A 16,299-nucleotide genomic window follows, 5' to 3' on the forward strand; every position below is an offset into this window, starting at 1 on the left:
CGCCACGGCGCGCCCGGAACAATTTCGGCGCGCCGTTTCTCCCTCGCAGCGCCAGCCTGAACGATTCAGCTTTTTCCTTTCGCCAGCCCTTACTTTGCGGCAAGAAATTGGCTATGGTTAGACACTATCGATTGCCGAGCCCCGGCCCGCGGCAATATAATGATTTTCGTTATCATTGAAATGTCAGATTATTAAGGAGTTAAGCTATGGCTGTAACTAAGCTGGTTCTGGTGCGTCACGGCGAAAGCCAGTGGAACCAAGAAAACCGCTTCACCGGTTGGTATGATGTCGATCTGTCCGACAAGGGCCGTACCGAAGCGAAAGCAGCAGGCAAGCTGTTGAAAGAAGAAGGTTTCACTTTCGACTTCGCTTACACCTCCGTACTGAAGCGCGCGATCCACACCCTGTGGAACATCCTCGACGAGCTGGATCAGGCCTGGTTGCCGACCGAAAAATCCTGGAAGCTGAACGAACGTCATTACGGCGCGCTGCAGGGTCTGAACAAAGCGGAAACCGCTGAAAAATACGGCGACGAGCAGGTGAAACAATGGCGTCGAGGCTTCGCGGTGACCCCACCTGAACTGACCAAAGAAGACGAACGTTACCCTGGCCACGATCCGCGCTACGCCTCGCTGACCGAGCAAGAGCTGCCGCTGACCGAAAGCCTGGCACTGACCATCGATCGCGTGATTCCTTACTGGGACGAAGAGATCCTGCCACGCATCAAGAGCGGCGAGCGCGTGATCGTTGCGGCGCACGGCAACTCGCTGCGCGCGCTGGTGAAATACCTGGATAACCTGAGCGAAGACGAAATCCTCGAGCTGAACATCCCAACCGGCGTGCCGTTGGTGTATGAGTTCGACGAGAACTTCAAGCCAACCAAACGTTACTACCTGGGTAACGCCGACGAGATCGCTGCAAAAGCGGCCGCCGTGGCAAACCAGGGTAAAGCGAAGTAATTTCGCCCGTTAACGAAAAAGCCCCTGGTGAAAACCGGGGGCTTTTTTATGGTTCATCGCGCTTTAGCGTGAACCAATAGAAAACGGCAGTCAGAACGTTTAGGTTTGTATTCGCCAAAACACACCCTAAACCTTCAAAACTGCCGTCACTATGAATGCTAACCTTTGCTCCCTGTTCTGGGAAGGCTTTATCGTCAATTCCTTCTCGCATCCTTCTGCCAACACCCTGCTTATCCAGCTCCAGCCTGACGCTGCCGTCATGCCCTGTTGTCGTCGTTGTGAGCGGCGGGTGCCTGTTGTGCATGATGTTTCCTTCCGCCGAGTGCGTGAACGCCAGCTGCTCGATTGGGTCGTCTGGCTCAACGTCCCCGTCCGGCGCCTGTGTTGCCCCCATTGCGGGGTCACCACCGAAAAAATCAGCTGGTTGCCTGAACGCCAGAGATATACCACGACGCTATCCGTATGGGTTGAGTCACTGGTCCGTTTACTGCCGATTAAGCACGTTGCACAACTCACCGGACTGAACTGGCATACGGTCAAGAATATCGACTACCGGCGTCTGCTGCGGGAACGGACAGAGCCGCAGCGCCATACCCTCCGCCGTCTGGTGATGGATGAGTTCGCCCTGTTCAAAGGACATCGTTATGCCACCGTGGTGATGGATGCGGATACGCAACAGGTGTTGTGGGTGGGCGAAGGCCGCAGCAGAGCGGCCTTCCGCCCCTTCTTCGTCTGGCTGGGCGCTGAAGGCTGTGCCGCTATCCAGTCTGTCGCCATGGATATGAATACGGCGTTAGACCTGGAGGTCAGGCATCACTGCCCGCAGGCGGAAGTGGTCTATGACTTGTTCCATGTGGTGGCAAAGTATGGCCGGGAGGTTATCGACCGGGTCCGCGTCGACCAGGCCAATCAACTCCGTGATAACCCAAAATCGCGTCAGGTCATCAAACGCAGCCGCTGGCTGCTGCTGCGCAACCCAGAAAACCTGCCCGAAGGGCATGAGGTAAAGCTCACGGAGTTGCTGGAGGCGAATCAGCCGTTGAATGTGGTCTGGCTGATGAAAACGACGCTGAAAGAACTGTGGTACGCCCCGAGTGAACAAGAGGCGCAGAGACGCTGGACAAGCTGGTACAGGCAGTCTCAGGAAAGCGGAATCAAGGCGTTGCAACACTTCGCCGAGAAACTGAAAGGGTATGCCGGTGGCATCATCGCGAGTGCCAGACACAGGTTGAATACCAGCGTGCTGGAAGGGATGAACAATAAGATAAAAGTGATGAAGCGGATGGCCTATGGATACCGGGATAACGCTTACTTCTTCCTGAAAATCAAAGCAGCGTTCCCCGGTAAAGCGCGATGAACCTTTTTTATTACTGTCGCGGCTACTGCGCCATCGCCTCGTGCACCGCGTCCAGCCGTTCCTGCATTGCCGGATGGGTGCTGAGCCAGGCCGGCGGCGCCCATTCATTGGCCTTTTCTCGTTCAGGGGCCTGCGCCAACGCGCGGTAGATCGCCGCCATTTGCGCCAGCGAACGCCCCTGGCGCTGCATTTCCGCTATCGCGAACGCATCCGCCTCGCGCTCCATCCCGCGGGAAAACTGCATCTCATTCACGAAGGACGCAGACTGCAGCAGCGTATCGCCGATGCCGCTGACGTCGCCGGTCATCCACATCAGCGTCAACGCCACCAGCGACGAACGCACCAACATGCGCATCGGGTGACGATGAGCGTGGTGCCCCATCTCATGTAACATGACTGCCGCCAGCCCATCGTCGTTTTTCGCCAGGGCGACCAGACTATCGCTGAGCACCAGCGTGCCGTCCGGCAACATAAAGGCGTTCGGCGCACCGGGCACCGCCATCAGCTTCAACGACAGCGGCGTACGCTCCTCGCGCATCTCAGCCGGCATCACCTGCCGGAACAGCTGCTGCAACGCCCGCTGCCGCTCGGCCGGGAGTGCAGAGGGCTTGAAGCCGCTCTGGCTTAAAAACGTCTGCGTGTGTTCGCCCAGCGTTTGTTCTACCGAGGTGGGGATGCGCATGGCGATCTCGCTGCTCGCCCACGGCAGCACGACGTAAATGTAGGCCACGACCGCCAGCAGCGTCATCAGCAGCGCCAGAGCGACGCCGCGTTTGTGGCGTTCCAGACGATGCACCCAGCCCGGCGAACGGCGCTGATAGAACCAGCGGCGAAACGCCGCGTCGTCGTCCGGCACAAAGCGTGCGCCGTCCTTAAAGGTCAGCGTCAGCGGAATATTGCCCAGCGCCGCAGAGACGGTGATGTCCGCCAAGGGGATGTAACGTTGCTCATCCTGCCGCTGCAGCGTCACGCCCTCGCCGCTTTCGTTCACCAGCAGGCGGGCCGCCTCACGTGCGGCCCGCCCCGGCAACTGGTAGGCGCCCTCAAGGATCATTGGCGCCTCAGAAGCTGCCGCCCAGATCCAGCGCCTGCACCGCTTCTTCGGCCACCGCGCTGTTGGCGGTTTCCTGATGCGCCGCGATGTCCAGCAATGCCAGATCGCCTTCAACCGCCGTGCACTCAGCCAGATAACGGGCGTGACGCACTTCCGCCACCGGCGCAGCAAAGCCGAGCGAGAACAGCGTGATCAGGGTATTGGTGATCAACAGCCCCATATACGGCAGGGTTTGCATGGAAGAGCGCAGTTTAACGTTGCCGTTCAGCGTCGCTTGGTTATACAGATAGTTGCGTTGGGCGACAATCTGGTAGCTGCCGGCAATCAAGGCGCCAACCAGCAACACCACCATCATCAGCAGCAGGCTGCCAATATTCTCCAACACCAGCAAGTCAGCGGTTTCATCCGTCAGTATGCCCATCAATACCATTTGGTACAGCGACAGCATGAACGACCCCATACACACCAGCGCCGCCAACATAAACGGCAGGAAAATGAGCAGGCCGATCAAGGCAAATTTGATAAAGGCCGACTTTTTCAGCTCGGCAATAAACGGCGTGCGGCCGAAGAACAGATTATTAACGTACAGATCGTGCTGCAGCGCGCTAATAATACCGTTGACGGCGGCGAATGCCGGCACGGCCAGCAGCAACGTCAACACCAGCATCAGGCCGATGGCGTTAATGCTGTCAAAGCTGCTGCCAATACTGAGCAAAATGATTAAGCCGACATAAAGCCCGATAATCAGTAACAGCGGGCAGAACAGTAGCGCCCAATAAGCACGCCCGGTGCGGCAAACATAATTAAAACGTACGCCGCGATAGCTCGACATAATCGCATTGTAGCGCCAGCTGCGAATCACCACCCATGGCAGCAGGGCAAGCAACGCCAATAAGGCCAGCAGCCCCAGCAGCGGCGCCACCGCCAGCAGGATATAAAACACGATGATGCCACCGATCACCAACAGCCGCCCTTTCAGAATTTGCAGCGGCTGCGCATGGTAATCGAAACGATCGCCGTCCAATTCCGTGTTGCCGTAAAAATAGCGGCGACGACGCACCGTCGCCCAGGCGGAATAGATGCCCAGGGTCACGATGGTCAATAATGCATTGACTAACCAAATAGCGAAGTACTCGCCGCCTTTCCCATGGAATTTAATCCGGTGCAGCCCCAGCGGCTGCGAGGTATTGCTTGTCATAATTCTTTCGTCCTGAAAGGAATAAGGTCATACCACTCCCCACTTATTAGGCCTGCGGGGTTTATGGAATAAAAAAGCGTCTTATATAAGCACAATGCCGAGAGCGGTGACAATTATTCTTTTATTAAATAGGAATAATGCGAAGACGGTCGCCTAATGATTTAATAAGCCTATTGACTGTAGGCCTTAAATTGACAGGAGATATAAAATTTTAAGGTATGACTAGTCCTGCTATAGGTTGACACTTTTCAGCCGGATAACGCCCGATGAACCTCATCGGGCGTTTTGTATTTCAGCGACAGGTGCGGCCGCTGTGCGTTGTAGAGGTTCACCGACTCCCTGACCATCTTTTTTGCCTGTACGATGTCTTCTGGCCTGCCGAGCAGGTATTCCGTTTTAAGTATCCCATTTACCCGTTCCGCCAGCGCATTCTGGTAACAGTCATACCCGTCCGTCATCGAGCAGGTGATGCCATATCTCTGATGTAACGCCTGATATTCCTGTGAGCAGTACTGGATACCCCTGTCCGAGTGGTGCACCAGCGGCAACGTCGTGCGTCTGCCGGCCAGCGCCATTTTGAACGCGCAGGCGACGTGCCGGGTATGCAGACTGTCATGTACATGATACCCCACGATTTTTCTCGACCAGGCATCCGTTACCAGGCTGACATACGCCGTTCCCGTTCTCAGCGGCAAGTAGGTGATATCCGCCACCCATACCTGTTCCGGACGGCTGGCGATGACCTGATTGTCCCCCGCCTTCAGCAGGTTGGGATGACGATAAAAACGATGATGGCTCTGCGTCGTCTTGTGATATGCCCGCTTAGGCATCACCAGTAACCGCGCGCAACGCAAGATACTGAACAGCCGGTCGCGCCCCACATGCAACGCCGGTTCGGGGCGTTGCCGCAACAGGTGATGCAGCTTACGTGTCCCCAGTCGGGGCTGGTGCAAGCGGATGGCCGTCACCTGTTCGACGAGATGCCGGGCCTGCTCCTCTTTGCCTGCTTCACGCTGCAGGGACTGATACCACGCTTGTCGGCTGATGCCCATCCATTGGCAGGCCCGCGTTACTATGAGTCCCGGTACTTGTGTTTGCGCGATAAGGCGGTTAGCTGCTTTTTTGTCAGCGTGGCGCCAAAGTCGGTGTTCATCACTTTGACGACAGCTTCGAAGAACTGGGCTTTGACTTCAGATTCAGCCAGTTGCTGCTCAAGTTCTTTAATACGCTGTTCGGGCGTCAGGGGGAGTTTGGGCATGTTGCCTCCGCACTTTTGGGTGGAAGGAGAGGTTCGCCAGTCAAGCTGACCGTATTTGCGCAGCCAGTTCATGACGGTTACGTTGCCTTGGATACCATAACGGTCTGTGGCCTGACGGCAAGTCATTTCGCCTTTTTCGACCTGTTCGACGACGGCCAGTTTAAAGGATAGAGAGTAATCGCGTTGTGTGCGTTTAATATACTGGTTCATCACATTTTCCTCTGTGCGTGAGTAAAATGTGTCAACGCTATTCAGGACGGGTCAGTAAATAGAAAAAGGGCCCGCTGGCGAGCCCCTCTTTACGCGATTAACCGCGGCGCGCTTTCACCGCCGCCGCCAGATCGCGCAGCACGGTTTCGGTATCCTGCCAGCCGATGCAGCCGTCGGTGACGCTCTTGCCGTAAACCAGCGGCTCGCCGCTTTCGAGGCTCTGGTTGCCTTCCACCAGGTGGCTTTCGATCATCACACCGATAATCGCTTTTTCACCGCCGCCAATTTGCCCGCAAACATCGGCGCTCACGTCCATCTGTTTTTTGAACTGTTTGCTGCTGTTGGCATGGCTGAAATCGATCATTACCTGCGCCGGCAGCCCGGCTTTGCTCAGGCCGGCTTTGACGTCCTTCACGTGCGCCGCGCTGTAGTTCGGCTCTTTGCCGCCGCGCAGAATAATGTGACAGTCGCCGTTGCCGCTGGTGTTAACGATCGCCGAGTGGCCCCACTTGGTTACCGACAGGAAACAGTGCGGCGCGCCGGCGGCGTTGATGGCGTCGATCGCCACCTTGATGGTGCCGTCGGTGCCGTTCTTGAAGCCGACCGGGCATGAGAGGCCGGAGGCCAGCTCGCGGTGCACCTGCGATTCCGTGGTGCGCGCGCCGATGGCGCCCCAGCTCATCAGATCCGCCAGGTACTGCGGCGTGATCATGTCGAGGAATTCGCCGGCGGCCGGCAGGCCGCTGTCGTTGATCTCCACCAGCAGCTTGCGCCCCAGGCGCAGACCGTCGTTGATGTTGAAGCTGTTGTCCATCTGCGGATCGTTGATCAGGCCTTTCCAGCCCACGGTGGTGCGCGGTTTTTCGAAGTAAACGCGCATGACCACTTCCAGCTCGCCCTTCAGTTCTTCACGCAGCGCCAGCAGGCGCCCCGCGTACTCTTTGGCGGCTTGGGTATCGTGAATAGAGCAAGGGCCAATCACCACCAGCAGGCGATCGTCGCTGCCGCGGAGGATATTGTGAATTGCGCTGCGGGCCTGGGACACCGTCTTTGCTGCGCGTTCAGTGGCCGGGAATTTCTCCAGCAAAGCCACCGGCGGCAAGAGTTCCTTAATATCATTAATGCGTAAATCGTCGTTTTGGTAATTCATAGCTTTTCCATTCGGTATCGAGGGGTATTTCGCAGTGCGTAACGGTGTAGATCCCAACAATCTAGCCTGTGGGAATGGCGCTGTAAATCACCTTTGCCCCCCTCCGCTGGAACCGCCAAATTAACAGCATATTGTGCTGTTTCATCAGGGGAGCGCAGAGCCTCCTTTTTCGCTATGCTAGCGATCGGAATATAAAGCGACCCGAGTTGAACATGCCCTCTCTGTTATTAGTTGATGACCACCCGGTGGTTCATGTCGCACTGGAAGCGGCGCTAATGAAATCATCCCGCCCTTACCGCCTGCAGGCGGCGCAGGACGACGTCCAGGCGCTGGCCCTGCTGGCCGAGGCCGCTTTCGGCCTGGTGATCCTGGATATCGGCCTGCCGCAGGTCGACGGGCTGCAGCTGTTGAAAAAAATCCGCCGCCGCTACCCGCAGCAGCCGATCTTGATCTATACCGCGCAGGAGGCCGAGGTTTATGCGCGCATGGCCCATGCCGCCGGAGCCAACGGTTTCGTCAATAAAGGCAGCTCGTTGGCAGAGCTGGTACAGGCGATCGAGCAGGTGCTGGACGGTGAAACCCACTTCCCCGCCGCCGCGCTGGCCGAAGAAGCGCCGACGGCAGACGGCGGGCTGCTCACTCCTAAAGAGCTCGAAGTGCTGGGCTTGCTGAGCCAGGGGCTGTCCAACCTGCAGATCGCCGATCGGCTGCACATCAGCAACAAGACCGTCAGCACGCACAAGAAGAACATCCAGCGCAAAACCGGCGCCGGCAACCTGCTGGAGCTGGTGGCGGTGTTTAAAGAGCTGGCGCCATGATGCGCCGCGCTCTGCTGCTGCTGCTCCTGTGGTGCGGTCTGGCGCAGGCGGCGGAGCCGGTACGCTATCAGCTGGTCAGCAACCTCAATACCCCCGAGAACATGCTGATCGTCGGCGAGAAAAACCCCTGGCGCGACCAAACGCTGCGCATCGGCATCATCAGTGAGAACACCAGCCCGTACAACATCATCGTGGACGACGATCTGTACGGGCTGAACGCCGATTACCTCGGCTATATCCAGCAGGTAACCGGCATTCGCTTCGCCATTTACGGCTTTGCCGATCTGACGCAGCTGGAGCAGGCGCTGCACGACGGCAAGATCGATCTGCTGTATGGCATCCCGCAGAGTGAGGCGCTGCACAGCCTGGCGATCTCTCAGCCCTATTACGTCAGCAACCTGCGCGTATTGCGCGATCGCAGCAACGATCGGCCGGTGATGCTCAACTCCGCCAACGCCCGCGTCGCGATCGGCGCGCTGACCGACATGCAGTCCGGCGGCGCTCTGCAGGCCGTGGCGTCGCAGATCCAGCGCTACGACAACAATCTGCAGGCGGTCTACTCGCTGCTCAACGGCAGCAGCGACTACTTTATCGCCGACGAGGCCAGCGCCAGCTTTATCATCGACCAACTGCAGCTCGGCCAGCTCTATCAGATTGAAAGCAACGAGAATCTGGGCAACCTGTCCTTTGTGTTCGCCGCCGCCGACTCACGGCTGATAGACACGCTGGACACCGCCATCGCCGACGCGCCGATGGAGCTGATGAACGCCCTGCAGAGCCGCTGGAGCAAAAAGATCCCCAGCTACCTCGACACCGGCAATGCCGACCTGACGACGATGGAGAAGAATTGGGTGGCGAGCCACCGCGTGGTTTACTACGCCGCCATCGAGAACAACTTCCCGTTCGCCTACCGCGGCTCTGACGGCCAGCCGCGCGGCTACGCCATCGACATTCTCAACATCATCGCGCAAAACACCGGGCTGCGTTTCGCACCGCTGTGGGCGCGCAACGCCGAGCAGGCCGATCAGCTGGTGCAGTCCGGCCAGGCCAGCTTCCGCGCCGCCCTGCCGCTGGCGCGCGGCGTCAAGGCGCGCTACGGCGCCAGCATGCCGATCCACCGTTCGCTGTGGGGCGTTTACGTTGGCCAGCACGCCGACGGCATTTCCACCTGGAGCGATTTGGCCGGCAAGCGCATCGGCGTGCTGCAGGGCGATTTGGCGCAGGGGCTGGTGCCGGAACAGGAGCAGACCGTCAGCTTCGCCGACAGCAAGTCGATGTACGACGCGCTGGCCAACGGCCAGCTGGATGCGCTGGTGGATAACGTCATCTCCGCCAACTTTTTGGCGCTGTCGCGCTATTCCGGCGCCATCAAGCTGGCCTTTGCCGCCAACAACATCCCCTACCCGGTGGCCTTCGGCGTGCGCCGCGATCAACCTCTTCTGTTGGCGATCCTCGATAAGAATCTGATGCAGATCCCGGCGGACACCCTGCAATCGCTGCGCGACGAGTGGATCGTCGACCGCAGCAATCTTATCGACGCAGTGAATGACAACCGTATGCCGCCGCAGACCACCTGGCTGCTGGCGCTGCTGGCCGCCGCCACCGTGCTGCTGCTGGCGCTAACGCTGCGCCGTTTCATGCTGCAGCGCCGTGAAAAACGCGAACGCGAAGAACTCGAGCACGCGCGCCGCCGCGCCGAGGCGGAAAACCGCATGAAGAGCAAATTCCTCGCCACCGTCAGCCACGAGCTGCGCACGCCGATGCACGCCATCCTCGGCCTGCTGGAGCTGGAGCTCAAACGCCAACCCGCGCCGGAAGGCCTGCCGGTGATATACAGCTCGGCCTCTTCGCTGCTCAATCTGCTCAACGACCTGCAGGATCACGCCCGGCTGGAAACCGGTTCGCTGACGCTGGCGCCGAAACCGGTGGCGCTGCACCCCTGGGTAGCGCGCATCGACGCCCTTTACCGGCCGCTGATCGGCGAACGCCCGTTGACGCTGAGCGTGCTGGCGGATCCGGCGCTGCCGGAGGCGGTGATAATTGATGGTGAGCGTTTACTTCAGGTGGCTAACAACTTGATAAACAACGCGATAAAGTTTACACCGCGCGGCACTATTCAGGTCGAGATCGGCTGGCGCGCGCAGGATGAGCGGCAGGGGGAATTGCGATTAACGGTGAACGACAGCGGCTGCGGCATCGCCGCCGATGAGATAGGCAAGCTGTTCCAACCGTTTTACCGCGCGCGCGGCGCGCAACGCATTTCGGTGCAGGGCACCGGTTTGGGACTGTCTATCTGCAAAGAGATCGTCGAACAGATGGGCGGCCGCATCGAGCTGCACTCGCAGCCGGGCGTCGGCACCCGCGTCGAGGTCGCGATACCGGTCGAGCTGAGCGGCGCGGCGCCGGCTGTCGCCCAGGAGGAGCACACCTATGCTCTGCCGTCTTCCGCCTTGCGTACCGCGCTGATCGACGATCACCCCACCAATTTGTTGCTGCTGGAACGCCAGCTGCGCCACTTCGGGCTGCAACCCGCCCGCTTTGAACAAGGCTATGCGCTGTTGAAGGCCCAGCGCCGGCAACCGTTCGATCTGCTGTTTATCGACTATAACATGCCGCGCCCGGACGGGCTGACGCTGGCCAGGCTGATCCGCCGCGACGAACAGCGGCTGCAACGCCCGCCTTGCCGCATCGTGCTTTGCTCGGCAGACGTGCAGGAGTTTACCCGCATCCCGCCGGGGCTGGTGGCGATCGACCACTTCCTGACCAAACCGATTTCACTGGCGGCGATCGGCCAGGTATTGGCTCAGCAACCGCAGGCTCAGGAAGAAAAGTCAGTCCTTACTGACCTGCGACAAACGCTGGCCGAAATGGCAGGTGGCGATCGCGCCATGCTGCAGCGGCTGGCGCAGACGCTCGGCGATACGCTGCGCCAAGACCGGCAGCGGCTCGCGGACGCCGTCGCCGCGAGCGACTGGCCGCGCCTGGAGCAGGCGGCGCACCGCATCAAGGGCAGCCTGCTGATGCTGCAGCTGCCGGAAGCCGCGCAGCTGTGCCAGCAGCTGGTGGATACCGCACGTCGGGGCGAGCTTGCCGCCGCCGCTTATACTAAATTAAAGGCGTTAGTGGCGCAGATAGAAACGGAGCTGGACGCCCTGCTCGCCGCCGCCCCCTCTTTCGCTATGCATAAGGATGAATAATGTCGGACACTCCACACGTACACCTGCCGAAAGACAGTAATAGTAAACGCCTACTGACCGCTTTTTTAGTCACCGCCGTCTTTATGGTGGCCGAGGTAGTCGGTGGCCTGTTGTCCGGCTCGCTGGCGCTGTTGGCCGACGCCGGCCATATGTTGACCGATGCCGCCGCGCTGCTGGTGGCCCTGATGGCGGTGCACTTCTCCCAGCGCAAGCCCAACGCGCGCCACACCTTCGGCTATCTGCGCCTCACCACCCTGGCGGCCTTCCTCAACGCCGCGGCGCTGCTGGTGATCGTGGTATTCATCCTGTGGGAGGCGATACGGCGTTTCTTCGCACCGCAGCCGGTGATGGGTACCCCGATGCTGATCATCGCCGTAGCGGGGCTGCTGGCGAACCTGTTCGCCTTCTGGTTGCTGCATCGCGGCAGCGAAGAGAAAAATATCAACGTGCGCGCCGCCGCGCTGCATGTGCTGGGCGACCTGCTCGGTTCGGTGGGCGCTATCGTCGCCGCCATCGTCATTCTTGCCACCGGCTGGACGCCGATTGACCCGATCCTGTCGGTGCTGGTCTCCTGTCTGGTGCTACGCAGCGCCTGGCGGCTGCTGAAGGAGAGTTTCCACGAGCTGTTGGAAGGCACGCCGCAGGAGGTCGATATCGCCAAGCTGCAAAAAGACCTGTGCCTGAATATCCCGGAAGTGCGCAACATCCATCACGTGCATGTCTGGCAGATCGGCGAACAGAAGCTGATGACGCTGCATGCGCAGGTGATCCCGCCGCATGACCACGATGGGCTGTTGCAACGCATTCAGGCTTATCTGTTGGAACACTACAAGATTGGCCACGTGACCATTCAGATGGAGTACCGGCACTGCGAGACACCGGACTGCGGTATCAACCGGGCGCCGGAGCCGAGTGAACACTCACATGCCGAAGCGCACTCCCATCTGGAACATCGTCACTAAGCCAAGAGGGCGCCACCACGGCGCCCTCTGCTGTTGCTACGGTGCGGACGAGAGCGGGTTGGAACGGTTGCGCCCGGCGCTCTTGATCCACAGCCAGGAGCCATTCAGGGCAATCAGCGTCAGAATGACATACTCCAGCGCCATCGCGTACACCCCCTGGTAGGCGAAGATCGCCACGCTGATGACGTCGATAACCACCCACAGCAGCCAGTTTTCCACGTACTTGCGCGTCATCAGGATCATCGCCACGATGGAGAGCACCATCATCGCCGAATCCCAGAACGGGAACGCGTCCGGCTGCAGCTCGGGCATCTGCACGTTCAGCCCCAGCCCTTGCATCACCGCCACCGCAACCTGCGTCAGCCAGGCGAACACACGGTCGATGTTAAAGGTCATCAGGCCAATGCCGATGACGCAAACCGCCGCCCAGGCCAACGCTTTCGGCAACGGCAGCCAGCGGATCTGCAGCTCAGCCTGATTATCCTGGGTTTGGCGGCTCCAGGCATACCAACCGTATATGTTGGCGCCGAAAAAGAACAGCTGCAACAGCAGGCTGGCGTACAGCTGGATCTGGAAGAAAATCACCGCGAACAGCGTGACGTTGATCAGGCCGAACAGGTAGTTGATGATTTTTTCCTTGCTGGCGTACCAGATGCACAGCAACCCGAACAGCGTGCCGATGGCTTCGATCCACGACAGATCGTAACCGCCCGCGCCAAGCGGAATGTGCACCAGAATATTGCTGGTACTGAAGAAGCTCATGAAGTCATCCTTTTAAACGGTTAAGCGTTGCCTTTAACCTGCATCTTAAGCTGAGCGGCGAAATCCAGCATGCGGTTCAGCGGCACCAGGGCCTTCTCACGCAGCGCGGCGTCCACGTGGATCTCATGCTGCGCGCCCCCCTGCTCCAGCCCTTCGGCAATCGCCTTCAGGCCATTCATCGCCATCCACGGGCAATGCGCGCAGCTGCGACAGGTCGCCCCCTCTCCGGCGGTCGGCGCTTCGAACAGCTCCTTGTCCGGGCAGGCCTGCTGCATCTTGTAAAAGATACCGCGATCGGTGGCGACGATCAGCTGTTGATGCGGCAATGTTTTCGCCGCCTGAATCAGTTGGCTGGTCGATCCCACCGCATCCGCCAACTCAACTACCGCCTGTGGCGATTCGGGATGCACCAGGATGGCCGCCTGCGGATAAAGCGCCTTCATGCGCCGCAGCGCCTGAGTCTTGAACTCGTCATGGACAATGCAGGCACCTTGCCAGCACAGCACGTCGGCGCCGGTCTGCTTCTGCACGTAGCTGCCGAGATGGCGATCCGGCGCCCAGATGATCTTCTCGCCCAGGCTGTCCAGGTGTTCGATCAGCTCAACGGCGATGCTGGAAGTGACCACCCAGTCGGCGCGCGCTTTGACCGCCGCCGAGGTGTTCGCATAGACCACCACGGTACGATCGGGGTGGCTGTCGCAAAACGCATGAAACTCCTCTTCCGGGCAGCCCAGATCCAGCGAACATTCGGCAAACAGCGTCGGCATCAGCACCTGCTTTTCCGGGCTGAGGATCTTGGCGGTTTCCCCCATGAAGCGCACGCCGGCCACCAACAGCGTGGAAGCCGGATGGGCGCTACCGAAGCGCGCCATTTCCAGCGAATCCGCCACGCAGCCGCCGGTTTCTTCCGCCAGCGCCTGGATTTCCGGATCGGTATAATAGTGGGCGACCATCACCGCATTGCGCTGCTTGAGCAGGGTTTTGATCTTCTCGCGATAAAAGGCTTTTTCGGCTACGTCCAGCGGAACCGGTTTAGGCGGGAAGGGATACACCGCCGCATTGACATCAAACATTTCACTCATCGCTGCAATCTCATGCTAGGCTGGGCGCCTGCCGCGTGAATATCGCCTGCCGCAACGCCCTTCGTTTTATATACTAAACAAAATACCTAAAACCGCGCGAAAAGTCCGCTGATATTTTCATATTTGCGCACCTATTGTTTAATGAATTAAAAAACACAGACATTGGCTGCACAGCTCACAGCGGATAATGGCCTGACGAGACCGTATAGCCGTTCAGAGAACAGCGTGATGACGATCGGTGCGGTGTTGAAACGAGAAAGCGCGAATGTAGGTGACGGTGCTGGCGAGAAGATAAGGTCAGGTTTAGATGTTACAGAACGAAAAAAGCGCCAAAAGGCGCTTTTCTCTGAATTGGTGGGTCGTGCAGGATTCGAACCTGCGACCAATTGATTAAAAGTCAACTGCTCTACCAACTGAGCTAACGACCCGCAGTGTGGTGGGTGATGACGGGCTCGAACCGCCGACCCCCTCCGTGTAAAGGAGATGCTCTACCAACTGAGCTAATCACCCACTGCTGTGGTACTGCTATTTTTCACTCTCAAAGAGTGGTGGGTCGTGCAGGATAACTCGGCCTTTGGCCTCGCCCTTCGGGCCATCACCGGAGTGATGTTGTCTCGCGTTGCGAGACTCGAACCTTTACGGTTCTCATCCTGACGATTTAACACCTTGCTCTATCAAAGAGTGGTGGGTCGTGCAGGATTCGAACCTGCGACCAATTGATTAAAAGTCAACTGCTCTACCAACTGAGCTAACGACCCACTGATGTGGTTTACTGCTGATGGCGAATAGGCTATTGAAACCGACTCGCGGAAAACAAGGATGGGGATGTTCAGGACAACTCGACGGGTACTCGACTCGGACCTTTACTTTGCCACATCAAACCGATCCTGAAGCTGCCATTCTTAAAGAACGGTGGATCGTGCAGGATAACTCGGCCTTTGGCCTCGCCCTTGCGGGCCATCACCGGAGTGATGTTGTCTCGCTTCGCGAGACTCGAACCTTTACGGTTCTCATCCTTTACGATTCTCTATCGCAGCCATTCTTAAAGAATGGTGGGTCGTGCAGGATTCGAACCTGCGACCAATTGATTAAAAGTCAACTGCTCTACCAACTGAGCTAACGACCCATAACAGTGGTGGGTGATGACGGGCTCGAACCGCCGACCCCCTCCGTGTAAAGGAGATGCTCTACCAACTGAGCTAATCACCCACTGTTGTGGTTACTGCTACTTCAGAAATTGGTGGGTCGTGCAGGATTCGAACCTGCGACCAATTGATTAAAAGTCAACTGCTCTACCAACTGAGCTAACGACCCAATTTCCCTGCCGCTTTAACATCTTGCAAGATGTCTTGGCAACGGCGGCATATATTACTAATTTATCTTGGCAGCGCAACCTAAATTTTTTACTGATGCGTTCAACTGCTTGTTCTTCACGCGAATGAGCCCAGAAATCGGTCAAATCGACTAACTTCTGGGCTCATTTTTCTGACTGTTAACCGCCTACGCGGCTTTTCGCCTGTTTGGCCGCCGCACTGGTTGGGTACTGTTTAATCACCTGCTGGAACACGGCTTTGGCTTTATCAGCCTGCCCTTTCTCCTGCATGATGATACCCACCTTGTACATGGCGTCCGGCGCCTTCGGTGATTTCGCGTAATTCTTCACCACCACCGCAAAATAGTAGGCCGCGTCGTCTTTTTTACCCTTGTTGTAGAACAACTGGCCCAGCCAATAGTTGGCGTTGGGCTGGTAGGTAGACTTCGGGTACTGTTTTACGAAGGACTGAAAGGCGGAAATCGCCTGGTCATACTGTTTTTTTTCCAGCGCCAGAGAAACAGCGGCGTTGTAGTCGCTGTTCTCATCACCGCCGCTCGGCGTTGCAGAAGCGGCTGCAGGCGCGCTGCCGCCCGCATCGGAAGATGCGCCTGCGGCTGCCCCACCGGCAGCGCCCGCGGCCGCAGAGGCGCTCTGAGCGCCGCCCTGGCTGAGGCTATCCATCTGCTGATAGATTTGCTTCTGGCGTTCAACCACCTGATTCAACTGATACTGACTTTCCTGGATTTGCCCACGGAGAGAATCAATGTCGCGTTGGTTATCAGAGAGTTGTTGCTGGAGTTGGTTTAAAAGCTGGCCTTGAGCATTGCTGATACGCTCAAGCGAGGTGACACGGTCTTCGACCGAGCCGGAGCCGACATTACTGATTGGCGCTTGGGCAGTAGCGGCCCAGGGGGCCGCTACGCCAACCAGTAACGACAGACTCAACAGGTGACGTCTGAAGTTACTGTTCATGCGAT

Annotated in this window: 12 protein-coding genes, 6 tRNA genes and 2 other RNA genes; 5 read left to right on the plus strand and 15 right to left on the minus strand. The window is 58.4% G+C overall.

Annotation, left to right across the window (positions count from 1 at the left end):
* The first annotated feature begins 206 nt into the window (after positions 1-206).
* Positions 207-959, plus strand: coding sequence for a 2,3-diphosphoglycerate-dependent phosphoglycerate mutase (gene gpmA / locus GF111_RS06195; protein ID WP_004939834.1), 753 nt, complete (start codon positions 207-209; stop codon positions 957-959).
* Between the two features lie 151 nt (positions 960-1,110).
* Positions 1,111-2,316 carry an ISL3 family transposase gene (locus GF111_RS06200; RefSeq protein WP_047730547.1) on the plus strand — a complete coding sequence of 402 codons (1,206 nt, stop codon included), beginning with the start codon at positions 1,111-1,113 and terminating at the stop codon, positions 2,314-2,316.
* Positions 2,317-2,338: 22 nt separating this feature from the next.
* Here GF111_RS06200 and GF111_RS06205 read toward each other — a convergent pair whose 3' ends face one another.
* The 4 genes from GF111_RS06205 to aroG form a co-directional block, all read right to left on the minus strand.
* The gene (locus GF111_RS06205; RefSeq protein ID WP_224217822.1) at positions 2,339-3,370 is read right to left on the minus strand and encodes a M48 family metallopeptidase; all 1,032 of its coding nucleotides are present in this window, start codon (positions 3,368-3,370) and stop codon (positions 2,339-2,341) included.
* A gap of 7 nt (positions 3,371-3,377) precedes the next feature.
* Positions 3,378-4,568 carry a YjgN family protein gene (locus GF111_RS06210; RefSeq protein WP_055317483.1) on the minus strand — a complete coding sequence of 397 codons (1,191 nt, stop codon included), beginning with the start codon at positions 4,566-4,568 and terminating at the stop codon, positions 3,378-3,380.
* A 248-nt stretch (positions 4,569-4,816) separates the two neighbouring features.
* A protein-coding gene (locus GF111_RS06215) for an IS3 family transposase (RefSeq protein ID WP_370633540.1) occupies positions 4,817-6,036 on the minus strand; the annotation gives its coding sequence in 2 pieces (ribosomal slippage) (positions 4,817-5,694 and positions 5,694-6,036; 1,221 coding nt in all).
* A 97-nt stretch (positions 6,037-6,133) separates the two neighbouring features.
* Positions 6,134-7,186, minus strand: a complete 1,053-nt coding sequence (aroG, locus tag GF111_RS06220) for a 3-deoxy-7-phosphoheptulonate synthase AroG (protein ID WP_047728463.1) — start codon at positions 7,184-7,186, stop codon at positions 6,134-6,136.
* Between the two features lie 212 nt (positions 7,187-7,398).
* Between aroG and GF111_RS06225 the strand changes: the two genes are divergently transcribed.
* Genes GF111_RS06225 through zitB form a run of 3 tightly spaced genes read left to right on the plus strand, consistent with a single transcriptional unit; the run spans position 7,399 to position 12,163 of the window.
* The gene (locus tag GF111_RS06225; RefSeq protein WP_038877570.1) at positions 7,399-8,004 is read left to right on the plus strand and encodes a response regulator transcription factor; all 606 of its coding nucleotides are present in this window, start codon (positions 7,399-7,401) and stop codon (positions 8,002-8,004) included.
* Complete coding sequence (locus GF111_RS06230; protein WP_147190590.1) at positions 8,001-11,201, plus strand: transporter substrate-binding domain-containing protein; 3,201 nt, start codon at positions 8,001-8,003, stop codon at positions 11,199-11,201. The genes GF111_RS06225 and GF111_RS06230 overlap by 4 nt, the downstream gene beginning before the upstream one ends.
* Entirely contained in the window at positions 11,201-12,163 is a 963-nt protein-coding gene (zitB, locus tag GF111_RS06235) for a CDF family zinc transporter ZitB (protein WP_055317475.1), read from the plus strand. Before GF111_RS06230 ends, zitB begins: the two co-directional genes overlap by 1 nt.
* 36 nt (positions 12,164-12,199) lie before the next feature.
* On the opposite strand, the gene pnuC is transcribed toward zitB, so the two are convergent.
* The 11 genes from pnuC to cpoB form a co-directional block, all read right to left on the minus strand.
* Positions 12,200-12,925, minus strand: coding sequence for a nicotinamide riboside transporter PnuC (gene pnuC / locus GF111_RS06240; protein WP_038877544.1), 726 nt, complete (start codon positions 12,923-12,925; stop codon positions 12,200-12,202).
* Between the two features lie 20 nt (positions 12,926-12,945).
* Positions 12,946-14,007 carry a quinolinate synthase NadA gene (nadA, locus tag GF111_RS06245; RefSeq protein ID WP_015376982.1) on the minus strand — a complete coding sequence of 354 codons (1,062 nt, stop codon included), beginning with the start codon at positions 14,005-14,007 and terminating at the stop codon, positions 12,946-12,948.
* 352 nt (positions 14,008-14,359) lie between these two features.
* Positions 14,360-14,435: transfer RNA gene (locus tag GF111_RS06250), tRNA-Lys, on the minus strand.
* Between the two features lie 6 nt (positions 14,436-14,441).
* A tRNA-Val gene (locus GF111_RS06255) sits at positions 14,442-14,517 on the minus strand.
* A 36-nt stretch (positions 14,518-14,553) separates the two neighbouring features.
* Positions 14,554-14,676: non-coding RNA, RtT sRNA (locus tag GF111_RS06260), on the minus strand.
* Between the two features lie 13 nt (positions 14,677-14,689).
* Positions 14,690-14,765 (minus strand) — tRNA-Lys (locus tag GF111_RS06265).
* A gap of 152 nt (positions 14,766-14,917) precedes the next feature.
* Positions 14,918-15,042: non-coding RNA, RtT sRNA (locus GF111_RS06270), on the minus strand.
* Positions 15,043-15,057: 15 nt separating this feature from the next.
* Positions 15,058-15,133, minus strand: a tRNA-Lys gene (locus GF111_RS06275).
* A gap of 7 nt (positions 15,134-15,140) precedes the next feature.
* Positions 15,141-15,216, minus strand: a tRNA-Val gene (locus GF111_RS06280).
* 29 nt (positions 15,217-15,245) lie between these two features.
* Positions 15,246-15,321, minus strand: a tRNA-Lys gene (locus GF111_RS06285).
* 178 nt (positions 15,322-15,499) lie between these two features.
* Positions 15,500-16,294, minus strand: a complete 795-nt coding sequence (gene cpoB, locus GF111_RS06290) for a cell division protein CpoB (protein WP_033647153.1) — start codon at positions 16,292-16,294, stop codon at positions 15,500-15,502.
* Positions 16,295-16,299 lie beyond the last annotated feature (5 nt).

The sequence above is a fragment of the Serratia sp. HRI genome (assembly GCF_010119335.3).
In the GTDB taxonomy this organism is placed as follows: domain Bacteria; phylum Pseudomonadota; class Gammaproteobacteria; order Enterobacterales; family Enterobacteriaceae; genus Serratia; species Serratia nevei.

Bases quoted from the DNA above. Each gene is read 5' to 3' on its own strand.
- gpmA (WP_004939834.1), top strand. From the start codon at position 207: ATGGCTGTAACTAAGCTGGTTCTGGTGCGTCACGGCGAAAGCCAGTGG.
- GF111_RS06200 (WP_047730547.1), top strand. From the start codon at position 1,111: ATGAATGCTAACCTTTGCTCCCTGTTCTGGGAAGGCTTTATCGTCAAT.
- GF111_RS06205 (WP_224217822.1), bottom strand. From the start codon at position 3,370: ATGATCCTTGAGGGCGCCTACCAGTTGCCGGGGCGGGCCGCACGTGAG.
- GF111_RS06210 (WP_055317483.1), bottom strand. From the start codon at position 4,568: ATGACAAGCAATACCTCGCAGCCGCTGGGGCTGCACCGGATTAAATTC.
- aroG (WP_047728463.1), bottom strand. From the start codon at position 7,186: ATGAATTACCAAAACGACGATTTACGCATTAATGATATTAAGGAACTC.
- GF111_RS06225 (WP_038877570.1), top strand. From the start codon at position 7,399: ATGCCCTCTCTGTTATTAGTTGATGACCACCCGGTGGTTCATGTCGCA.
- GF111_RS06230 (WP_147190590.1), top strand. From the start codon at position 8,001: ATGATGCGCCGCGCTCTGCTGCTGCTGCTCCTGTGGTGCGGTCTGGCG.
- zitB (WP_055317475.1), top strand. From the start codon at position 11,201: ATGTCGGACACTCCACACGTACACCTGCCGAAAGACAGTAATAGTAAA.
- pnuC (WP_038877544.1), bottom strand. From the start codon at position 12,925: ATGAGCTTCTTCAGTACCAGCAATATTCTGGTGCACATTCCGCTTGGC.
- nadA (WP_015376982.1), bottom strand. From the start codon at position 14,007: ATGAGTGAAATGTTTGATGTCAATGCGGCGGTGTATCCCTTCCCGCCT.
- cpoB (WP_033647153.1), bottom strand. From the start codon at position 16,294: ATGAACAGTAACTTCAGACGTCACCTGTTGAGTCTGTCGTTACTGGTT.